We start from the raw sequence: 15,859 nt of genomic DNA on the forward strand, positions 1-15,859 counted from the left end.
GACAGGCTTGCGATTGAGAGATCTCAATCACTCCTGTTCTGCTCTCCCCCATCAGATCACGACACCCCGACTCAAGGACGAGCCATGGTCACATCCGGCACCGCACGCTCGAGACGCTCACCACTGTGGTCCCATCGCGACTTCATGAAACTGTGGGCGGGCGACACCGTCTCGGTGTTCGGGTCTCAGCTCGTCTTCTTCGCACTCCCCCTCATCGCTGTCAGTCTCTTAGACGCGAATGCCTTCCAGATGGGTCTACTCGCGACGCTGGAATCGGCAGCATTCCTCGTCATCAGCCTGCCGGCGGGCGCTTGGATCGATCGGCTGCCGAAGAAGATCGTCATCGTCTCCGGCGACATCGTGCGCGCTGCCATCCTGCTGACGATCCCGTTGGCCTGGGCGCTCGGCGCTCTGAGCATGTTCCAGCTCTATCTGGTGGCAGCAGGAGTCGGGATCGTCACCGTCTTCTTCGACATCGCCAATCAGTCGTATCTGTCCGAACTCGTCGACGGCGCATCCATCGGAGACGGCAACGGCAAGCTTCAGGCCAGTCAGCAGACAGCGGGAGTCGTCGGACCGACCTTGGCCTCAGGACTCGTCGCCGCCATCGGAGCCCCACTGACAGTGGGCCTGACCAGTGTCTGCATGGGCCTGTCGAGTCTCGTCGTCAGCAGAATCCGCCACCGTGAAGCACCGGCGGAACCGGCGACCCGCACCGGCTTCATCTCCGAGATCCGTGAAGGACTCGGCTTCGTGCTCGGGCACAGCCTGCTGCGCCGGATCACCGCATGCACGGGCCTCACGAACTTCGCAGCCTCGGGCATCTTCGCCCTTCTGGTGTTGTTCGTGCTGACGACACTGGGACTGAGCCAAGTTCAGCTCGGCATCATCATGTCGGCCAGTGCGATCGGGGGAATCCTCGGTGCCCTCAGTGCCGCCTCGGTGCAGGCACGACTCGGTGAGGGAACGAGCATCTCGGTGTCCGCAATGCTCGGTGGGTTGAGCTTCTTCGGGATGCCTTTGGCCACGGTTCTGCCGGCCTTCCCGACGATGCTCTCAGCCAGTCTTGTCACCGGCTGGGCGGTCGTCGTCTACAACGTCGCCCAGGTCAGCTTCCGCCAGCGCCTGTGCCCGAAGCCGCTGTTGGGACGCATGAACGCTTCGATTCGGTTCCTCGTCTGGGGGCCGATGCCGCTGGGTTCATTGCTCGCCGGGTTCCTCGGTGACAGGCTCGGCGTGTCCACGACGATGTGGATCCTCGCGGCCTGTTCGCTTGCCGCGTCGATTCCCGTGCTCGCCTCCCCGCTCCTGCGGATGCGGACTCTGCCGCGCGAGCTGGACCTGCTTAGTGCCGTCAGTGATGCCGATCCGGACCGCCGACCCCTCAGCCCACTCCGTAGAGGTGTTCGGGCCTGCCGGTGCTTCCGTATTGGAGTGAGACGGTGACTGCTCGGGACTCGGCCAGCTTGGCCAGGTGGCGCTGGGCTGTCGCGCGGGAGGTGCCCACGACGTCAGAGACCTCCATCGCCGTCAGCGAACGATCCGCGCCTTCGAGCGCCTCGAGGATCCGGCCGCTGGTCGACGAGCCCGAGCCTTTGGCAGGTGCACTCCCCGGCGAGGAGACGTCATGCAGACTGCGCAGCTGACGTTCGAGCTCCGGCTGGCTGACCTTCTCGCGGTCCCAATAGCGTCGGAAGCGGGCATAGCGCCTGAGGAAGTTCTGCAGCTCCTCGGCAGCGAAGGGTTTGATGATATAGGTCATCGCTCCTGCCCGCAGAGCCGAGCGCACCACGTCGGGATCGGCCACTGCCGAGAGCACGATGGCATCGACATCGTGCTCTCGGATCAGTTCGACACCGTTGCCTTCGGGCAGGACGTAGTCGGCCAACAGCAGGTCCACATCGTCCTCGGCGATGATCGTGCGCGCGGTGCGCAGATCTCTGACCGGTTCCAGGGCGTGGAATCCTGCAACCTCGTTGACGTAGCGGCAGTGGATCTGCCCCACATAGAAGTCGTCGTCGAGAACCAGAACGTTGACCATCATCTCTCCTTGTCGTCTGTGCGACGCTCGTTTGCAGGACTCTCATCTGCATGGTCGTCACCTGCGGAAGTGTCGTCCGCATCGTCGCTGAGCACATCGGGCAGGCGCACGGCGAAGCCGGCACCGCCCAGTTCAGGATCGTGGCCGGCCAGCAGCCACACCAGGCCGCCGTGTCGACGTGCGGTCCGGCGACACAGCGCCAGACCGATGCCGTGGCCATGTTCTGGATCGAGGCCATCGGCGCGGCTGACCCCCTCGTCGAAGATGGACTCCGCATCATCGTCATCGACTCCCCCACCGGAGTCGGTGACGACGGCATGCAGCTCCGGACCCGAGCCGAGCAGCGTCACCTCGACTCTGCCGAACACCTCGTCGGTTCGAGAAGCACCGTCAGCACCGCTGCCGCTTGCATTCGTCACCACCGCTCGCACTGCATTGTCGATGAGGTTGCCGAGGATGAGCGTGACATCCTCGGGCTCCTTCACCCGACCCAGCACCAAGGAATCCGGGGTGACGGCAAGGGTCACACCCGCCTCGGCGGCGGTGGTCCCCTTCGCCTCGAGCAGCGCACGAAGATACGGGTCGGTGATCACCTCGATGCCTTCGACGGGCGTCGCGATCGGTCCGGTCCGCAGGATCGTGGCGAGGTAGCTGCGTGCTTCATCGGTGGCCCCTGTGTCGACGAGGCCGAGGACAGTGTGCAGCCGGTTGGCGAACTCGTGGCGCTGAGTGCGCAGGGCCCGGGCCATCGACGTCACCGATTCGAGCTGACGGGCCATCGTCAGCACCTGGGTCTCATCGCGCAGGGTGACGACCCCGCCGACGGAGACCCCATCACGACTCACTCGCACAGCCGTGGCCAACAGGATCCGATCGCCGACGGTGACTCGCCGCCGCAGGGCACCGTGATCGGGTGCCTCGAGCATCATGCTTCTGATCACCTCAGGCACGTCCGCCTGTGAGGCGCTCGCGGGTCCGCCCGTGACCGAGGCCGTGGTGTCCTCGCCTGTGTCAACATCGTCCTCGTCGGCATCGACATGGGCGATCCCGAGCAGCTCTTCGGCCGTCGCATTGCTCAGGGTCGGCTCTCCGGACGAGCTGAAGGCCAGAACACCGTCGTCGAGGCCGCGCAGCACTGCGCCCTGATCACGTGCCATCTCCGCGAGTTCCTCGGGACCCACGCCCAGAGTCTCGCGGCGCAGCCTGCGTCCCAGTGCGAGCGAGGCGATCACGCCGATGACCAGGGCGAGGACGGTGACAGAGCCGAGAACGAGGAATTCTCGTCGCAGGTCGGCATCGAGCACCGAGGCGTGAATGCCCACGGAGACCTCCCCGACGACGGTCTCATCATCGGAGCTGGAATAGATCGGCACCTTGGCGCGCACCGTCTCACCGAGGGTGCCTCGCTCATGCGTGACGGACTCCCTGCCCGCCAGCGCCTCATCCGGGGAGGTCGACACCCGTTTGCCGATGTTGTCCCGGTCCGGGTGGGTCAGTCGGATGCCCCGGTCGTCGGTGATGACCGCGAACACGATGCCCGAGGAGTCACGCAGGTCATCGGTGATCTCGAGCAGCGGAGTGGTGATCGCCTCCTCGGCTTCCCCCGCAGGCTGTGCCGAGGCCTGGGTCGAACCCTTCCGCACCTCGGGATCGATCGCCAGCGTCCGCGCCGTCGCCAGTGCCTTGGTCTCGGTGACCTCGGTGACCGAGCGCGCACCCATCCACGCGAAGACTCCGGTCACCAGCGCCAGCGTCACCACAATGACCGCGAGCTGGCTGAGCAGCACACGGCGTGAGAAGGAACGGGTGGGACGTCGCACCGACTCACACTAACCACGCATGAGCGAAATGCGCAAAAGGTGCCAAACAGGCAGAACGTGTTCAGTGCACACAAACGCGCGCCGCGCCAGAACGCGATCTAGGGTGTATCGGGCATCACATCCGCCTTCATAGGAGAAGCACGTGCTCGTAGTTCTCGGTTTCGCAATGATCATCGTCTTCATGACGCTGATCATGACGAAACGACTCTCACCGATCCTGGCGCTGATCATTGTCCCGACCGTATTCGGACTGTTCACCGGCGCAGGCCTGGGAATCGGCGAAATGGTCATGGACGCCATCGCAGACATGTCGTCGACGGCAGCGCTGCTGCTCTTCGCCATCATCTACTTCGGCATCATGATCGACGTCGGACTCTTCGACAAGCTCGTCGAGTTCATCCTCAGGGTCGCAGGCCACGATCCCGTCAAAGTCGTCATGGGCACAGCCCTGCTGACCGGAGCGGTCTCCCTCGACGGCGACGGGTCGACGACGTTCATCGTCGTCACCGCCGCAATGCTGCCGATCTACCAGCGCCTGGAGATGTCGCCCGTGGTGCTGACCTGCGTCGCGGGTCTGATCAACGGCACTCTCAACATCGTCCCCTGGGGCGGTCCGACGGCACGCGCCTCCTCGGCCCTGCAGATCGATGCCAACGAGATCTTCGCTCCGATGGTCCCGGCTCTCGCTGCGGGCCTGCTGGTGTGCTTCGTCTTCGCCTACTTCCTCGGCATCTCCGAACGACGCCGCCTTGCCAAGAACGGTGTGGCCTGGGTCGATGAGTCCCGTTCGGGATCGAAGCGCTCCGAGCTCGTCGGTGCCGTCGCCCGCTCGAGCACGGGTTCAGACTCGGGTTCGGATTCTGGTCCCAGCACCGGGTCCACGTCGGTATCCGATCACGGCGCAGCAGCCTCGGCGGGAGCATCGCTCGCGGAGACCGCGGGTGCCGATGACGGTTCAGAAGCCGGTTCCGGCTCCGGTTCCGCTCTGACCGACACCGCACTCGACCCCAACCGAGCGACGCTGCGTCCCAAGCTCTTCTGGTTCAACCTGACGCTGACCGTGGCCGTGATGGTCATGCTCATCGCCGACCTGCTGCCCCTGCCCTACCTGTTCATGATCGCCATGGTCATCGCCCTCATGGTCAACTTCCCGAATATCAAGGCACAGCAGGAAGAGCTGGCTTCGCATGCCTCGGCGATCATCGCCGTGGTCGCCATGGTCATGGCCGCCGGCGTGCTCACCGGCATCATGAGCGGAACCGGCATGGTCGACGCCATGGCCGAGTGGCTCGTCGATGTCATTCCGACATCCATGGGCCCCTACATGGCCGTCATCACCGGACTGCTCTCGATCCCGATGACGTTCTTCATGAGCAATGACGCCTTCTACTTCGGCATCCTTCCCGTGTTGGCCGAGACCGCCGGTCACTTCGGCATCTCCGCGGCCGATATGGCCAGAGCCTCCATCACGGGCCAGCCGGTGCACATGCAGTCACCGCTGGTGCCCGCGATCCTGCTCCTCGTCTCACTCTCGGGAGTCGAACTCGGCGACCACCACAAGAAGGTCCTGTGGCGCGCCCTCATCGTGTCCCTCGTGATGCTGACCGTCGGCGTCCTCATCGGCGTCATCGCAATCGGATAGGAACACGACCGACATGACTGATTTCTACTCAGCCCCTCGTCACCGCTTCCCGGCGCCCTCGCTGCGGGTGGAGGCCTCGGCCGGCATCGACGATGCCCAGGCCACGGTCGTCCTGGCCTACCGCTCGGACTCCTCTACAGCCCTCCTCGAGCAGGCGATCGCCGGCGCCCGGCGAGAGGGTGCGGCTGTGCGCGCCGTCCACTTCGAATCGGATACGACGACCGCTCCGTCGACCGGTGCCCTGTCCCAGACGAAGGAGCTGGCCGATCGGCTCGCCGAGGCGGACCTCGAGTTCGAGATCCAACGCGCCGATTCCGATGTGGCCTCCCAGCTCATCGACCTCGCCGAGGCGTGGCAGGCGAAGCTCATCGTGATGCCCTCCAAGCGCCGCTCCCCCGTGGTCAAGCTGCTTCTGGGCTCAAGCACGCAGAGGGTGATCCTCGAGGCCGAGTGCCCGGTGCTCATCGTCAAGTAGAGCCGTGCCTCACCGTGCCAACAGGCCCCTTGCTCCTGCACCGGTGAGTGAGGCGTCGAGGAGTTCGATCGTGTGCGCCGTCGGCAGTGTGGCCTCTCCCTGTCGGCGAAGGGCGTCGGTGACCTGCAGCAGGCAGCCGGGATTGCCCGTGACGACAAGATCGGCTCCGGTGGCGGCGATGTTCGTGGCCTTCTTGTCCCCCAGTTCGCGGGCCGCTTCCGGGCGCACCAGGTTGTAGATTCCGGCCGAACCGCAGCAGGTGTCGGCATCCTTGATCGCAGCCAGTTCGACCCCGGGGATCTGGCCCAGCAGCTCACGTGGCGGGTTGCGCACACCTTGGGCATGGGAGAGGTGGCAGGCGTCGTGGTAGGCCACACGCAGCCCACCGCGGGCCACCGGGTGCCGTGGGGCGCTGGGTCCGAGTTCGACGAGGATCTCTGTCACGTCCCTGACCTTGCCCGCCAGCTCCTTCGCGCGCTGCGCGTAGGCGGGATCATCGGCGAGGATGTCGGCGTACTCCTTCATCGTCGATCCGCAGCCTGCGGAGTTGACGACCAGATAGTCCACGTCCGCCGAGGTGAATGTGTCCACGATTCTGCGTGCGAAGTCCTCGCCCTCTTCGCTGCGCCCGGCGTGGACGGATAGGGCACCGCAGCAGCCCTGTGACTGGGGCACCACGACCTCGCAGCCTTCCATGTTGAGAACCCGCACGGTTGCGGCGTTGACCTGGGGGTAGAAGGTTCGCTGCACACATCCCAGCAGCATCCCCACTCGCGACCGGACAGGCAGGCTTTCGCCTTCGGCCGTGCGCGGTGGGTTCGACGCCGGAATGGTGACCTTCTTGGTCACCGGCGGTGCGATGGCCTCCATCGTGGCCAGAGTCGGTGAGAGCTTCTCGAGGATCTTGGACTTGCGGATGACCGATGACAGTCCCGTCCGCTGGTAGAGCTTGAGGGGTGCCAACATGGTCTTCAGACGATCGGGGTACGGGAACAGCTGGAAGATCGCCTCCCGCAGCGCCACCTCGCCGCGGCTGCGATGCTGTTTTCCGTTGCGTTCGACCTGTCCGCGGGTGGCTTCGATGAGCTTGTCGTACTGGACTCCGGACGGGCAGGCGCTGACGCAGGCCATGCATCCCAGGCAGGCGTCGAAGTGCTCGACCATGGACGCACTCATCGGCCCCTCCTCCAGGCCCTTCTCCATGAGGTAGATGCGTCCGCGCGGTGAGTCCTCCTCATTTCCCCACAGCTGGTAGGTCGGGCAGGCGGGAAGGCAGAAGCCGCAGTGGACGCAGTCGGCGATGAGACTCGGGTCCGGCGGGTTGAAGACGTCGAAGGCCGAGTGGTCCATGGTCGGAGGTGCCATCTGCATGGTCGCCTGGCCGGCCGAGGCCATCGTCTCCTCCAACGCCGTCGGTCCGGAAACCTGGCCCGAAACACCACCGCCCTGGCTTGGGGCACCGCCGCCTTGGCAGCCTCCTGCGCCACCGCAATCGCATGACATCACAGTCCTCCTATTCCACGTCCGGGTGAGAGCAGACCGTTCGGATCGAACTGGTCCTTGATGGTGGCCATGAGCGCGAACCCGGGGATCTCGCCCCAGGCGTCGATCTCGTTCCACACTGTGGGTGGTGCGCACAGCAGCGTCGCAATCAGCTGCTTGCGATCCCAGGTCCGCAGGTGCTCGAGGACGACCCGTGTCGCGATCGCAGGGTCCATGTCGGGGGCGCCGACGCCGAGGTCGAAGACTCCCATGGCACTGCCGCGCAGCTGGATCGGGTAGCCGATGGCGTCTTCGAGTCGGGCGATCTGAGCCACCAGCTCCGGCACCAGCGCCGGTGAGACCGAGGCCCGTATCGTCACGGGGGCCTGAGCCCTCCGTGCCCACCAGCTCGGCTCGATGCCCGCCTTCGCACCGGGGTAGGCCTCGATGATCTGCCGGGTTCGGGACTCGACCGACTCCGGGAGTCCTTCGACCATGACGACGGTCGTGGCCTCTGCACCCGGCGACCGATCGATTTCGACTGCCGCCGGCGCCAGCTGGGAGCCGAGGACTCCCAGCGCAGCCTCGGCGTCGGGAATCTCGACGTAACCCTGGGCTTCCGGCTTCGGGTACAGCCGGATCGCTGCGCTGGCGATGATCCCCAGCGTGCCCCAAGACCCGGTCATGAGCTTCGACATGTCGTAGCCGGCCACGTTCTTCACAACCTTGCCACCGGCCTTCGCGATGGTGCCGTCGGCGAGGACGACGGTGACGCCGAGGACGACCTCACGCAAAGGCAGACGGCCGATTCGCCGTGGTCCCACGGCTCTGGTTGCGATGGCACCTCCCAGCGTCGACCCGGAGTCGACCCGATCCGCAGGAAAGTCCGAGAGGAGCTCCTGGGCACCGGTGTCAGCGACGTCCTTGAGAGCGGCGATCGGTGCACCTGCCTCGGCGACGAGAATGAGGTCCCCAGGAGAATGTTCGATCACCCGGTTGAGTCCGCTCATGTCGATGAGGAGACCCGGTGTCGCACCCGGCGGGTGATCGTCGAGGGCCGTCCCGCCGCCGTAGACGGCGACGCTGTGTCCGTCTCGGTGCGCGGCCGACATGATCTCGGAGAGCTCCTCGACGCTCTCAGGTCGGGCGAATCTGGGAAGTTCCGCGGTCAAAACAGCTCCGCCTTTCCTGCTGCCTGGAGGGGATGCTCCCCCGATGTTCGCCGAGGTGGTTCCCCGCACAGTCGTGGTGTCGGGAAGACCTTTCCCGGGTTGGACAGATAGTCCGGGTCGAAGGCGCAGCGCAGGATCTGCATGGTGTCGAGATCCTCGTTCGTGAACATGCGCGGCATGAACTTGGCCTTGTCGGACCCGACCCCGTGTTCGCCGGTGATCGATCCGCCTTCGCTCAGGCACAGGTCGAGGATGCGACCCGAGGCCGTCTCTGCGAGTTCGGTCTGACCTTCGATGCTGCCGTCGAAGAGGACGAGCGGATGCAGGTTGCCGTCGCCGGCGTGGAAGACGTTGGCAACGCGCACTCCGCATTCCTCCGCGATCGTCGAGATCGACGCCAGCACGGGCCCGAGCCGGGACCGTGGGATGACTCCGTCCTGGACGATGTAGTCGGGGCTGATCCGACCGACGGCGGCGAAGGCCGATTTCCGGCCCTTCCAGATCAGACCGCGTTCGACATCGTCGACGGCGACGCGAACCTCACCGGCACCGTGGTCCTTCGCCCTGGCGATGACCGTCTCCCGCTCGAGATCGACGTCGATGGCCGGTCCGTCGAGTTCGACGACGAGGACGGCACCTGCACCGTCTGGATAGTTGCAGGCCACAGCCTTCTCTGCGGCCTCGATGGCCAACGCATCCATCATCTCGATGGCGGCGGGCATGATCCCTGCGGAGATGATGTCACTGACCGCCTCCCCTGCCGCATCGGTCGACTCGAACCCGATGAGCAGCGTCTCCACTGCTTCGGGCAGCCGGGTCAGACGCACGGTCACCTCGGTGACGATCCCCAGCGTCCCCTCTGATCCGCAGAGCACGCCGAGGAGGTCGAAGCCGGGGTATTCGGGAGCCTGTCCCCCGATTTCGACGATGTCTCCCTGGGCGGTGACGAGGGTGAGGCCGGTGACATGGTTGGTGGTGAAACCGTATTTGAGGCAGTGGGCGCCGCCGGAGTTCTCGGCGACGTTGCCTCCGATCGAGCACACGCTCTGGCTCGAGGGATCCGGGGCGAAGTAGTAGCCGTCGGGGTTGGCCTCATTGGAGAGGTTGAGGTTGATGACGCCTGGCTGCACGATCGCGCGCTGGGCCAGCGGATCGATGTCGAGGATGTCCCTCATCGTCGACATGACGATGAGCACGCCTTCTGCGTGCGGCTGGGCCCCACCGGAGAGCCCGGTGCCCGAACCGCGGGCGACGAAGGGGACGTCGAACTCATGGCAGGCACGCACGGTCAGGGCCACCTCGGCGGTGGAGGTGACGCGGATGACCAGCGCTGGAACGGTCCTGTGCACGGCCAGACCGTCGCACTCGTAGGTCTTGCGCTCGTTCTCGTCGGTGACTATCGCCCCTGGTGGCAAATGTGGTTGGATCCGTCCGAGAACCGATTCGATTCTGCTCATGTCCACTTCCGCCTCCTTGCGTCGATGTTGTCGAGCTTAGCGAAGAACGCCGCCGAAAATGTGCTCCTCGGCACATTTTCGACGGCGTTCTTACGTGGTGAGACTCCTGACCGGCGCAGACTCAGGGCCTGCACGGTCCTGTCTGTCAGGGCATACGTGCGTAGGCCGGCAGCGTCAGGAAGTCGACGTACTCGTCTGCGACGGCCACGGACAGGAACGTGTCGGTGGCATCCTTCCAGTCCGACTCCTGACCTGGGAGCTTCGCGACCTCTTCGGTCACGACCTGGCGCACGAAGTCAGCGGTGACGGTGACTCCGGTGTCGAGTTCGACTCCGGCGTCCATCCACTGCCAGACCTGGGACCGTGAGATCTCTGCAGTCGCAGCATCTTCCATGAGTCCGTTGATGGCGACGGCGCCGTTTCCCTCCAACCAGGCGCGCAGGTACTGGATGCCGACGGAGACGTTGGTCCGCAGACCCTGCTCCGTCATCGATCCTGGGGTCGACTTGACGTCGAGGAGCTCGGCTGCCGACACGGAGACGTCATCGCGCTTGTTCTCGATCTGGTTGGCGTTCTCACCCAAGGTCTCGGTGAAGACCTCCTTGCAGAGGGCGACCATGCCGGGATGGGCCACCCAGGAGCCGTCGAAGCCGTTGCCGGCCTCACGGGACTTGTCCTCGCGGACCTTGGTGAATGCGGCCTCATTCGCCTCCGGGTCCTTCGCCGGCACGAAGGCGCTCATGCCGCCGATGGCGTGTGCGCCGCGCTTGTGGCAGGTGTGCACGAGGAGCTCGGTGTAGGCGCGCATGAACGGCACCGTCATCGTCACGTCAGAACGGTCGGGCAGCAGGAAGTCAGCACCGCGGGCGCGGAAGTTCTTGATCACGGAGAAGATGTAGTCCCAGCGACCGGCGTTGAGACCTGCGGAGTGCTCGCGCAGTTCATAGAGGATCTCTTCCATCTCGAAGGCCGCGGGGTAGGTCTCGATGAGCACGGTGGCGCGGATGGTCCCACGGTCAAGACCGAAGGAGTCCTCTGCGTGGTCGAACACCTGGTTCCACAGGCGTGCCTCGAGATGGGATTCCATCTTCGGGAGGTAGAAGTACGGGCCCTTGCCCTTTTCGATCTGGAGCTGTCCGGCGGTGGCGAAGTAGAGCGCGAAGTCGACGAGCGAGCCCGATGTCTCCTCACCGTCGACGAGGATGTGCTTCTCCGGCATGTGCCAGCCGCGGGGACGGACGACGATGGTCGGCAGCTCCTCGTCGGGGGCCAACGTGTAGCTCTTGCCCTCGGGCGAGGTGAAGTCGATCTCGCGGTTGAGCGCGTCGAGCAGGTTGAGCTGTCCGCCGATGACCGAATCCCACTGTGGGGTGTTCGCATCCTCCTGATCGGCCAGCCACACCTTGGCTCCGGAGTTCAGAGCGTTGATCGTCATCTTCTTGTACGTCGGTCCGGTCATCTCCACGCGCCGGTCCTCGAGCCCGGGTGCCGGCGGTGCGACCTGCCAGCTGGGATCGTTGCGGATCTCGGCGGTCTCGGGGAGGAAGTCGAGATCGGTGCCGGCGGCGATCTGAGCCTGGCGTTCCTTACGGGCCTCCAGGCGCTCGAGGCGGGTGCCGTTGAACTTCCGGTTCAGCTCGACGATGAGCTCGAGGGCCTTGGGGGTGAGTACCTTCTCTGCCCCGTCCGGCAGTTCGCCGGTGATCTCCATGCCCTCTGGAATGTCCAGATTCTCGATTTGAGCAGTCATCGGTGGTTCTCCTTCGGTGCACCAGAGGGGTGCGTTGCGTATTGCTGGCAGCGGGGTTTAGGCTGCGAAACTTTCACATCGTGAAATTTATTGTTCACACAACGAAAAGAATAGGAGGTGATGCACCTCTCGTCAAACGCTTCCCTCGAGGTGAGACTGGCGGATCCCTTGACGGTACAACACACCACCAGGCACGATGAGCAAAGGTACTTCGTTTGCAGAGTCTGCACCATATCGTCTGCTGGCCAATCGAGCAGAGACGGCCGGACTCCTCGACCAAGCGGCAACGACGCCGCGGATCGGATTCACGATGGACAACCTCGCTGTCGCTGCGCTTCTGGCGCTCGCCCCCATTCTCCTGGCAGGAATCCTGCTCATCGGATTTCGCTGGCCCGCGAAATATGCCATGCCCATCGGGCTGGTCGCCGCCGCACTCGTCGCCAACTTCGCGTGGCAGATCGACTGGGTGACGATCAGCGCTTCGGTGGTCCAAGGACTGCTCACCGCCGTCGGGCTGCTGTGGATCGTCTTCGGTGCACTCCTGCTGCTGGCCACCGTCACGCGCTCGGGCGCGATCCAGACGATCCGCGCCGGCTTCGTCTCGATCTCTCCCGACCGACGCGTCCAGGTCATCATCATCGCCTGGCTCTTCGGTTCCTTCATCGAAGGCGCGGCAGGCTTCGGCACTCCCGCCGCGGTGGTCGCCCCGCTGCTGCTCGCCCTCGGCTTCCCAGCCATCGCCGCGGTCCTCGCCGGTCTCATCATCCAGTCCACACCGGTGAGCTTCGGCGCTGTGGGAACACCCATGGTCGTCGGAATCGGCACCGGGCTGTCGAAGGAAGACGGCAGCATGTCTGCCGATGTTGCGGCCAGAGCCTCCGAACTCGGTCTCAGCCAGTCAGAATTCATCGCCCACACGGCCACCCAGGTCGCTCTCATGCACGCCATCTGCGGAATTCTCATTCCGCTGCTGCTGTCCTGCATGCTCACAGGCTTCTTCGGTCGCACCAGGCGCTTCGCCGACGGCCTGGCGATCGCCCCGTTCGCCATCTTCTCGGCCCTGGCTATGATCGTGCCCTACCTCCTGGTGGCAAATCTGCTCGGTCCCGAATTCCCCTCGCTCATCGGCGGTCTCGTCGGATTGGCGATCGTCGTCACCGCCAGCAAGGCCGGATTCCTCATGCCGAAGAAGACCTGGGACTTCGCCCCGCGCGAGATGTGGCCCAAGCATTGGATGGGCACCGTTGACCCGGCCGATGAGGCAGCGGAGCTGACGAAGAAGATGTCGATGATCCGAGCGTGGTCGCCGTATCTCATCGTGGTCGCGCTCCTGCTCGTCACTCGCAATGTGCCCCCGGTCAAGGAATTCCTCACCGGGCCCGCCGTCATCAATATCAAGGAGATCTTCGGCACCGCAATCAGTTCGGATATGGATTTCCTGTGGTCCCCGGGCTTCATCTTCGTCATCGCCTGCCTCTGCACCTACCTGATTCACCGGATGACCGGTTCGCAGATCGCCGGTTCATGGAAGATCGCAGGTTCGCAGATCGCCGGTGCCGCCGTGGCGCTGCTGTGCTCACTGCCCCTGGTGCGTGTGTTCATCAACTCCGGCAGCGACTACAACGCCTCCGGCCTGGACTCGATGCCGGTCACCCTCGCCGAGGCGGCCGCGAGCACGGTGGGCAGCGGCTGGCCGCTGTTGGCCCCCTTCGTCGGAGCCCTGGGCGCATTCGTCGCCGGTTCGAACACGGTCTCGAACATCATGTTCTCGCAGTTCCAGTTCTCCACCGGAACGGCGATCGGGGCGGCTAGTCCTGAAACGGTCGTTGCCGCTCAGGCTGTGGGTGGTGCGGCAGGGAATATGGTCGCCGTCCACAATGTGGTGGCCGCCTCTGCCACGGTCGGTCTCATCGGACGCGAGGGCGAGCTCATCCGGCGCACCTCCATCCCGATGCTCGTCTATTCACTCACTGCCGGTGCCCTGGCATTCATCGGCATCAATGGGCTCGGGTTCAATGCCGGAACCGTGGTCTTCGGAGCGGTGCTCGTGGGCCTGATCGCGGCCGTCCTCCTCGCCCGGAGATCGCCGGGCAAGGAGCTCGTGGCCACGACGGAACCACGGCCTGCGAAGAAGGCGACGCCGACGCCGAAGACCCAGTCCTCAGAGGCACAGTCCTCAGAGTCCTGAGGCGTCGGCACGCCGCCATTTCACCGCATCGGCACCCTGAACCTGCAAAAGCTCCCCACATGTGGGGAGCTTTTGCAGGTTCAGGTATCTGAAGAAGACTCGACAGTCGCCGAGGCGGTGCGCGGCGGTCGGTCTGTGTGTGCTTTGGCGAACGAACTCTGTCGAATCAACTGTGTCGAACGAACTCAGACGATGACGACCATGGGGACGATCATCGGCTTGCGACGCAGCTTCGAGGACGCCCAGCGTCCCACAGTGCGGCGCACGACCTGCTGCAGCTGGTACTGGTCGGTGTTGCCGTCCTTGAGTGCATCCTCGACGGCCTTCGTGACCTTCGGCATGATCGAGTCGAAGACAGAATCGGACTCGGCTACACCGCGGGCGTGGATTTCGGGTCCGGCGATGAGGGACTTGGACTGGCTGTTGATGGCCATGAAGATCGTGACGAAGCCTTCGCCGGAGAGCACGAGACGGTCTTTGAGGTCCGCCTCGGTGATCTCACCGACTGAGGAGCCGTCGACGAAGACGAAGTTGCAGTCCACTGCGCCCACAACCTCGGCGTGGCCGTCCTTGAGGTCGACGACCCAACCGTCGTCGGCGAGGACGATGTTGTCCGGGTTCACTCCGGTCGCCTCGGCGTGCCTGGCGTTGGCCAGCATGTGTCGCCATTCGCCGTGGACGGGCATGACGCCGCGGGGCTGGACGATGTTGTAGCAGTAGAGCAGCTCGCCCCCGGAGGCGTGTCCGGACACGTGGATCTTGGCGTCGGCCTTGGAGATCACGTTGGCGCCCAGCTTCATCAGCCCGTTGATGACCTTGAACACGGAGTTCTCGTTGCCGGGGATGAGTGAGGAGGCGAGGATGACGGTGTCGCCGTCGCCCACCTCGACGCGGTGGCTGCGGTTGGCCATGCGTGACAGGGCTGCCATCGGCTCGCCTTGCGAACCGGTGCACATGAGCACGACCTGGTCATCGGGGAGCTTGTCGACCTCTTTGATGTCGATGAGAGCACCGCGGGGAACCTCGAGGTACCCGAGGTCCTCGGCGATCTTCATGTTGCGCACCATCGACCGGCCGACGAGTGCGACCTTGCGGCCGTGTGCGTCTGCGGCGTTGAGCACCTGCTGGACGCGGTGGATGTGCGAGGAGAACGAGGCGACGATGATCCGGCGCTCGGCGTGGCCGAAGAGGTTCTCGAGAACCGGCCCGATGTCCTTCTCCAGAGCGGTGAATCCAGGGACCTCGGCGTTCGTCGAGTCCGTCATGAACAGGTCGACGCCTTCCTCGCCGAGGCGGGCGAAGGCCCGCAGGTCCGTGATCCGGCCGTCGAGCGGGAGCTGGTCCATCTTGAAGTCGCCGGTGTGGAGGATGTTGCCCGCGCCGGTGCGGATGAAGACCGCGAGAGCGTCGGGAATCGAGTGGTTGACGGCGACGAACTCGAGGTCGAAGGGACCGAGCTGATCGAGGTCGTTCTCCTTGACCACGCGGGTGATCGGCTTGATCCGGTGTTCCTTGAGCTTGGCCTCGATGAGAGCGATCGTCAGGTTCGAACCGAGGATCGGGATATCGGCTTTGCGGCGCAGCAGGTAGGGCACGGCTCCGATGTGGTCTTCGTGCCCGTGGGTGAGGACGAGGCCGACGATGTCGTCGAGGCGATCGTCGAGATAGGCGAAGTCGGGGAGGATGAGGTCAACGCCGGGCTGGTCCTCCTCCGGGAAGAGGACGCCGCAGTCGACGATGAGCAGCTTGCCGTGGTACTCGAACACGGTCATGTTGCGGCCGACTTCACCGAGGCCGCCGAGCGCCACGATGCGGACGGCTTCCGGGTCCAT

At 64.8% G+C, this 15,859-nt stretch carries 11 protein-coding genes; 4 read left to right on the forward strand and 7 right to left on the reverse strand.

Annotation, left to right across the window (positions count from 1 at the left end; translation table 11 throughout):
* Window positions 1–84: 84 nt before the first annotated feature.
* The gene (locus JFC13_RS17205) at window positions 85–1,446 is read left to right on the forward strand and encodes an MFS transporter (protein WP_198398276.1); all 1,362 of its coding nucleotides are present in this window, start codon (window positions 85–87) and stop codon (window positions 1,444–1,446) included.
* Here the strand turns inward: JFC13_RS17205 and JFC13_RS17210 are convergent.
* Window positions 1,385–2,044: a response regulator gene (locus tag JFC13_RS17210; RefSeq protein ID WP_232488733.1), complete on the reverse strand. Its 660-nt coding sequence runs from the start codon at window positions 2,042–2,044 to the stop codon at window positions 1,385–1,387. The genes JFC13_RS17205 and JFC13_RS17210 overlap by 62 nt on opposite strands.
* Entirely contained in the window at window positions 2,041–3,861 is a 1,821-nt protein-coding gene (locus JFC13_RS17215; protein ID WP_332839455.1) for a sensor histidine kinase, read from the reverse strand. The genes JFC13_RS17210 and JFC13_RS17215 overlap by 4 nt, the downstream gene beginning before the upstream one ends.
* A 142-nt stretch (window positions 3,862–4,003) precedes the next feature.
* Here JFC13_RS17215 and JFC13_RS17220 point away from each other — a divergent pair, with 142 nt between their 5' ends.
* Complete coding sequence (locus JFC13_RS17220) at window positions 4,004–5,503, forward strand: CitMHS family transporter (protein ID WP_198398277.1); 1,500 nt, start codon at window positions 4,004–4,006, stop codon at window positions 5,501–5,503.
* A 13-nt stretch (window positions 5,504–5,516) separates the two neighbouring features.
* The gene (locus JFC13_RS17225; RefSeq protein ID WP_198398278.1) at window positions 5,517–5,978 is read left to right on the forward strand and encodes a universal stress protein; all 462 of its coding nucleotides are present in this window, start codon (window positions 5,517–5,519) and stop codon (window positions 5,976–5,978) included.
* Window positions 5,979–5,987: 9 nt separating this feature from the next.
* Here JFC13_RS17225 and JFC13_RS17230 read toward each other — a convergent pair whose 3' ends face one another.
* The 4 genes from JFC13_RS17230 to aceB form a co-directional block, all read right to left on the reverse strand.
* Window positions 5,988–7,481 (reverse strand): (Fe-S)-binding protein, encoded by a 1,494-nt coding sequence (locus JFC13_RS17230; protein WP_198398279.1) that lies wholly within the window; start codon window positions 7,479–7,481, stop codon window positions 5,988–5,990.
* A complete protein-coding gene (locus JFC13_RS17235; protein ID WP_198398280.1) occupies window positions 7,481–8,632 on the reverse strand; it encodes an FAD-binding oxidoreductase in 1,152 nt (383 codons plus the stop codon). Before JFC13_RS17235 ends, JFC13_RS17230 begins: the two co-directional genes overlap by 1 nt.
* A complete protein-coding gene (locus JFC13_RS17240) occupies window positions 8,629–10,089 on the reverse strand; it encodes an FAD-linked oxidase C-terminal domain-containing protein (protein WP_198398281.1) in 1,461 nt (486 codons plus the stop codon). Before JFC13_RS17240 ends, JFC13_RS17235 begins: the two co-directional genes overlap by 4 nt.
* Window positions 10,090–10,234: 145 nt before the next feature.
* The gene (aceB, locus tag JFC13_RS17245; protein ID WP_198398282.1) at window positions 10,235–11,839 is read right to left on the reverse strand and encodes a malate synthase A; all 1,605 of its coding nucleotides are present in this window, start codon (window positions 11,837–11,839) and stop codon (window positions 10,235–10,237) included.
* 196 nt (window positions 11,840–12,035) lie between these two features.
* Here aceB and JFC13_RS17250 point away from each other — a divergent pair, with 196 nt between their 5' ends.
* Window positions 12,036–14,027 (forward strand): L-lactate permease, encoded by a 1,992-nt coding sequence (locus JFC13_RS17250; protein ID WP_332839456.1) that lies wholly within the window; start codon window positions 12,036–12,038, stop codon window positions 14,025–14,027.
* 185 nt (window positions 14,028–14,212) lie between these two features.
* On the opposite strand, the gene JFC13_RS17255 is transcribed toward JFC13_RS17250, so the two are convergent.
* On the reverse strand, window positions 14,213–15,859 hold the full coding sequence (locus JFC13_RS17255; protein WP_198398311.1) for a ribonuclease J: 1,647 nt from the start codon (window positions 15,857–15,859) through the stop codon (window positions 14,213–14,215).

The sequence above is a fragment of the Brevibacterium antiquum genome (genome assembly GCF_016107655.1).
GTDB classification, from domain to species: Bacteria; Actinomycetota; Actinomycetes; order Actinomycetales; family Brevibacteriaceae; genus Brevibacterium; species Brevibacterium antiquum.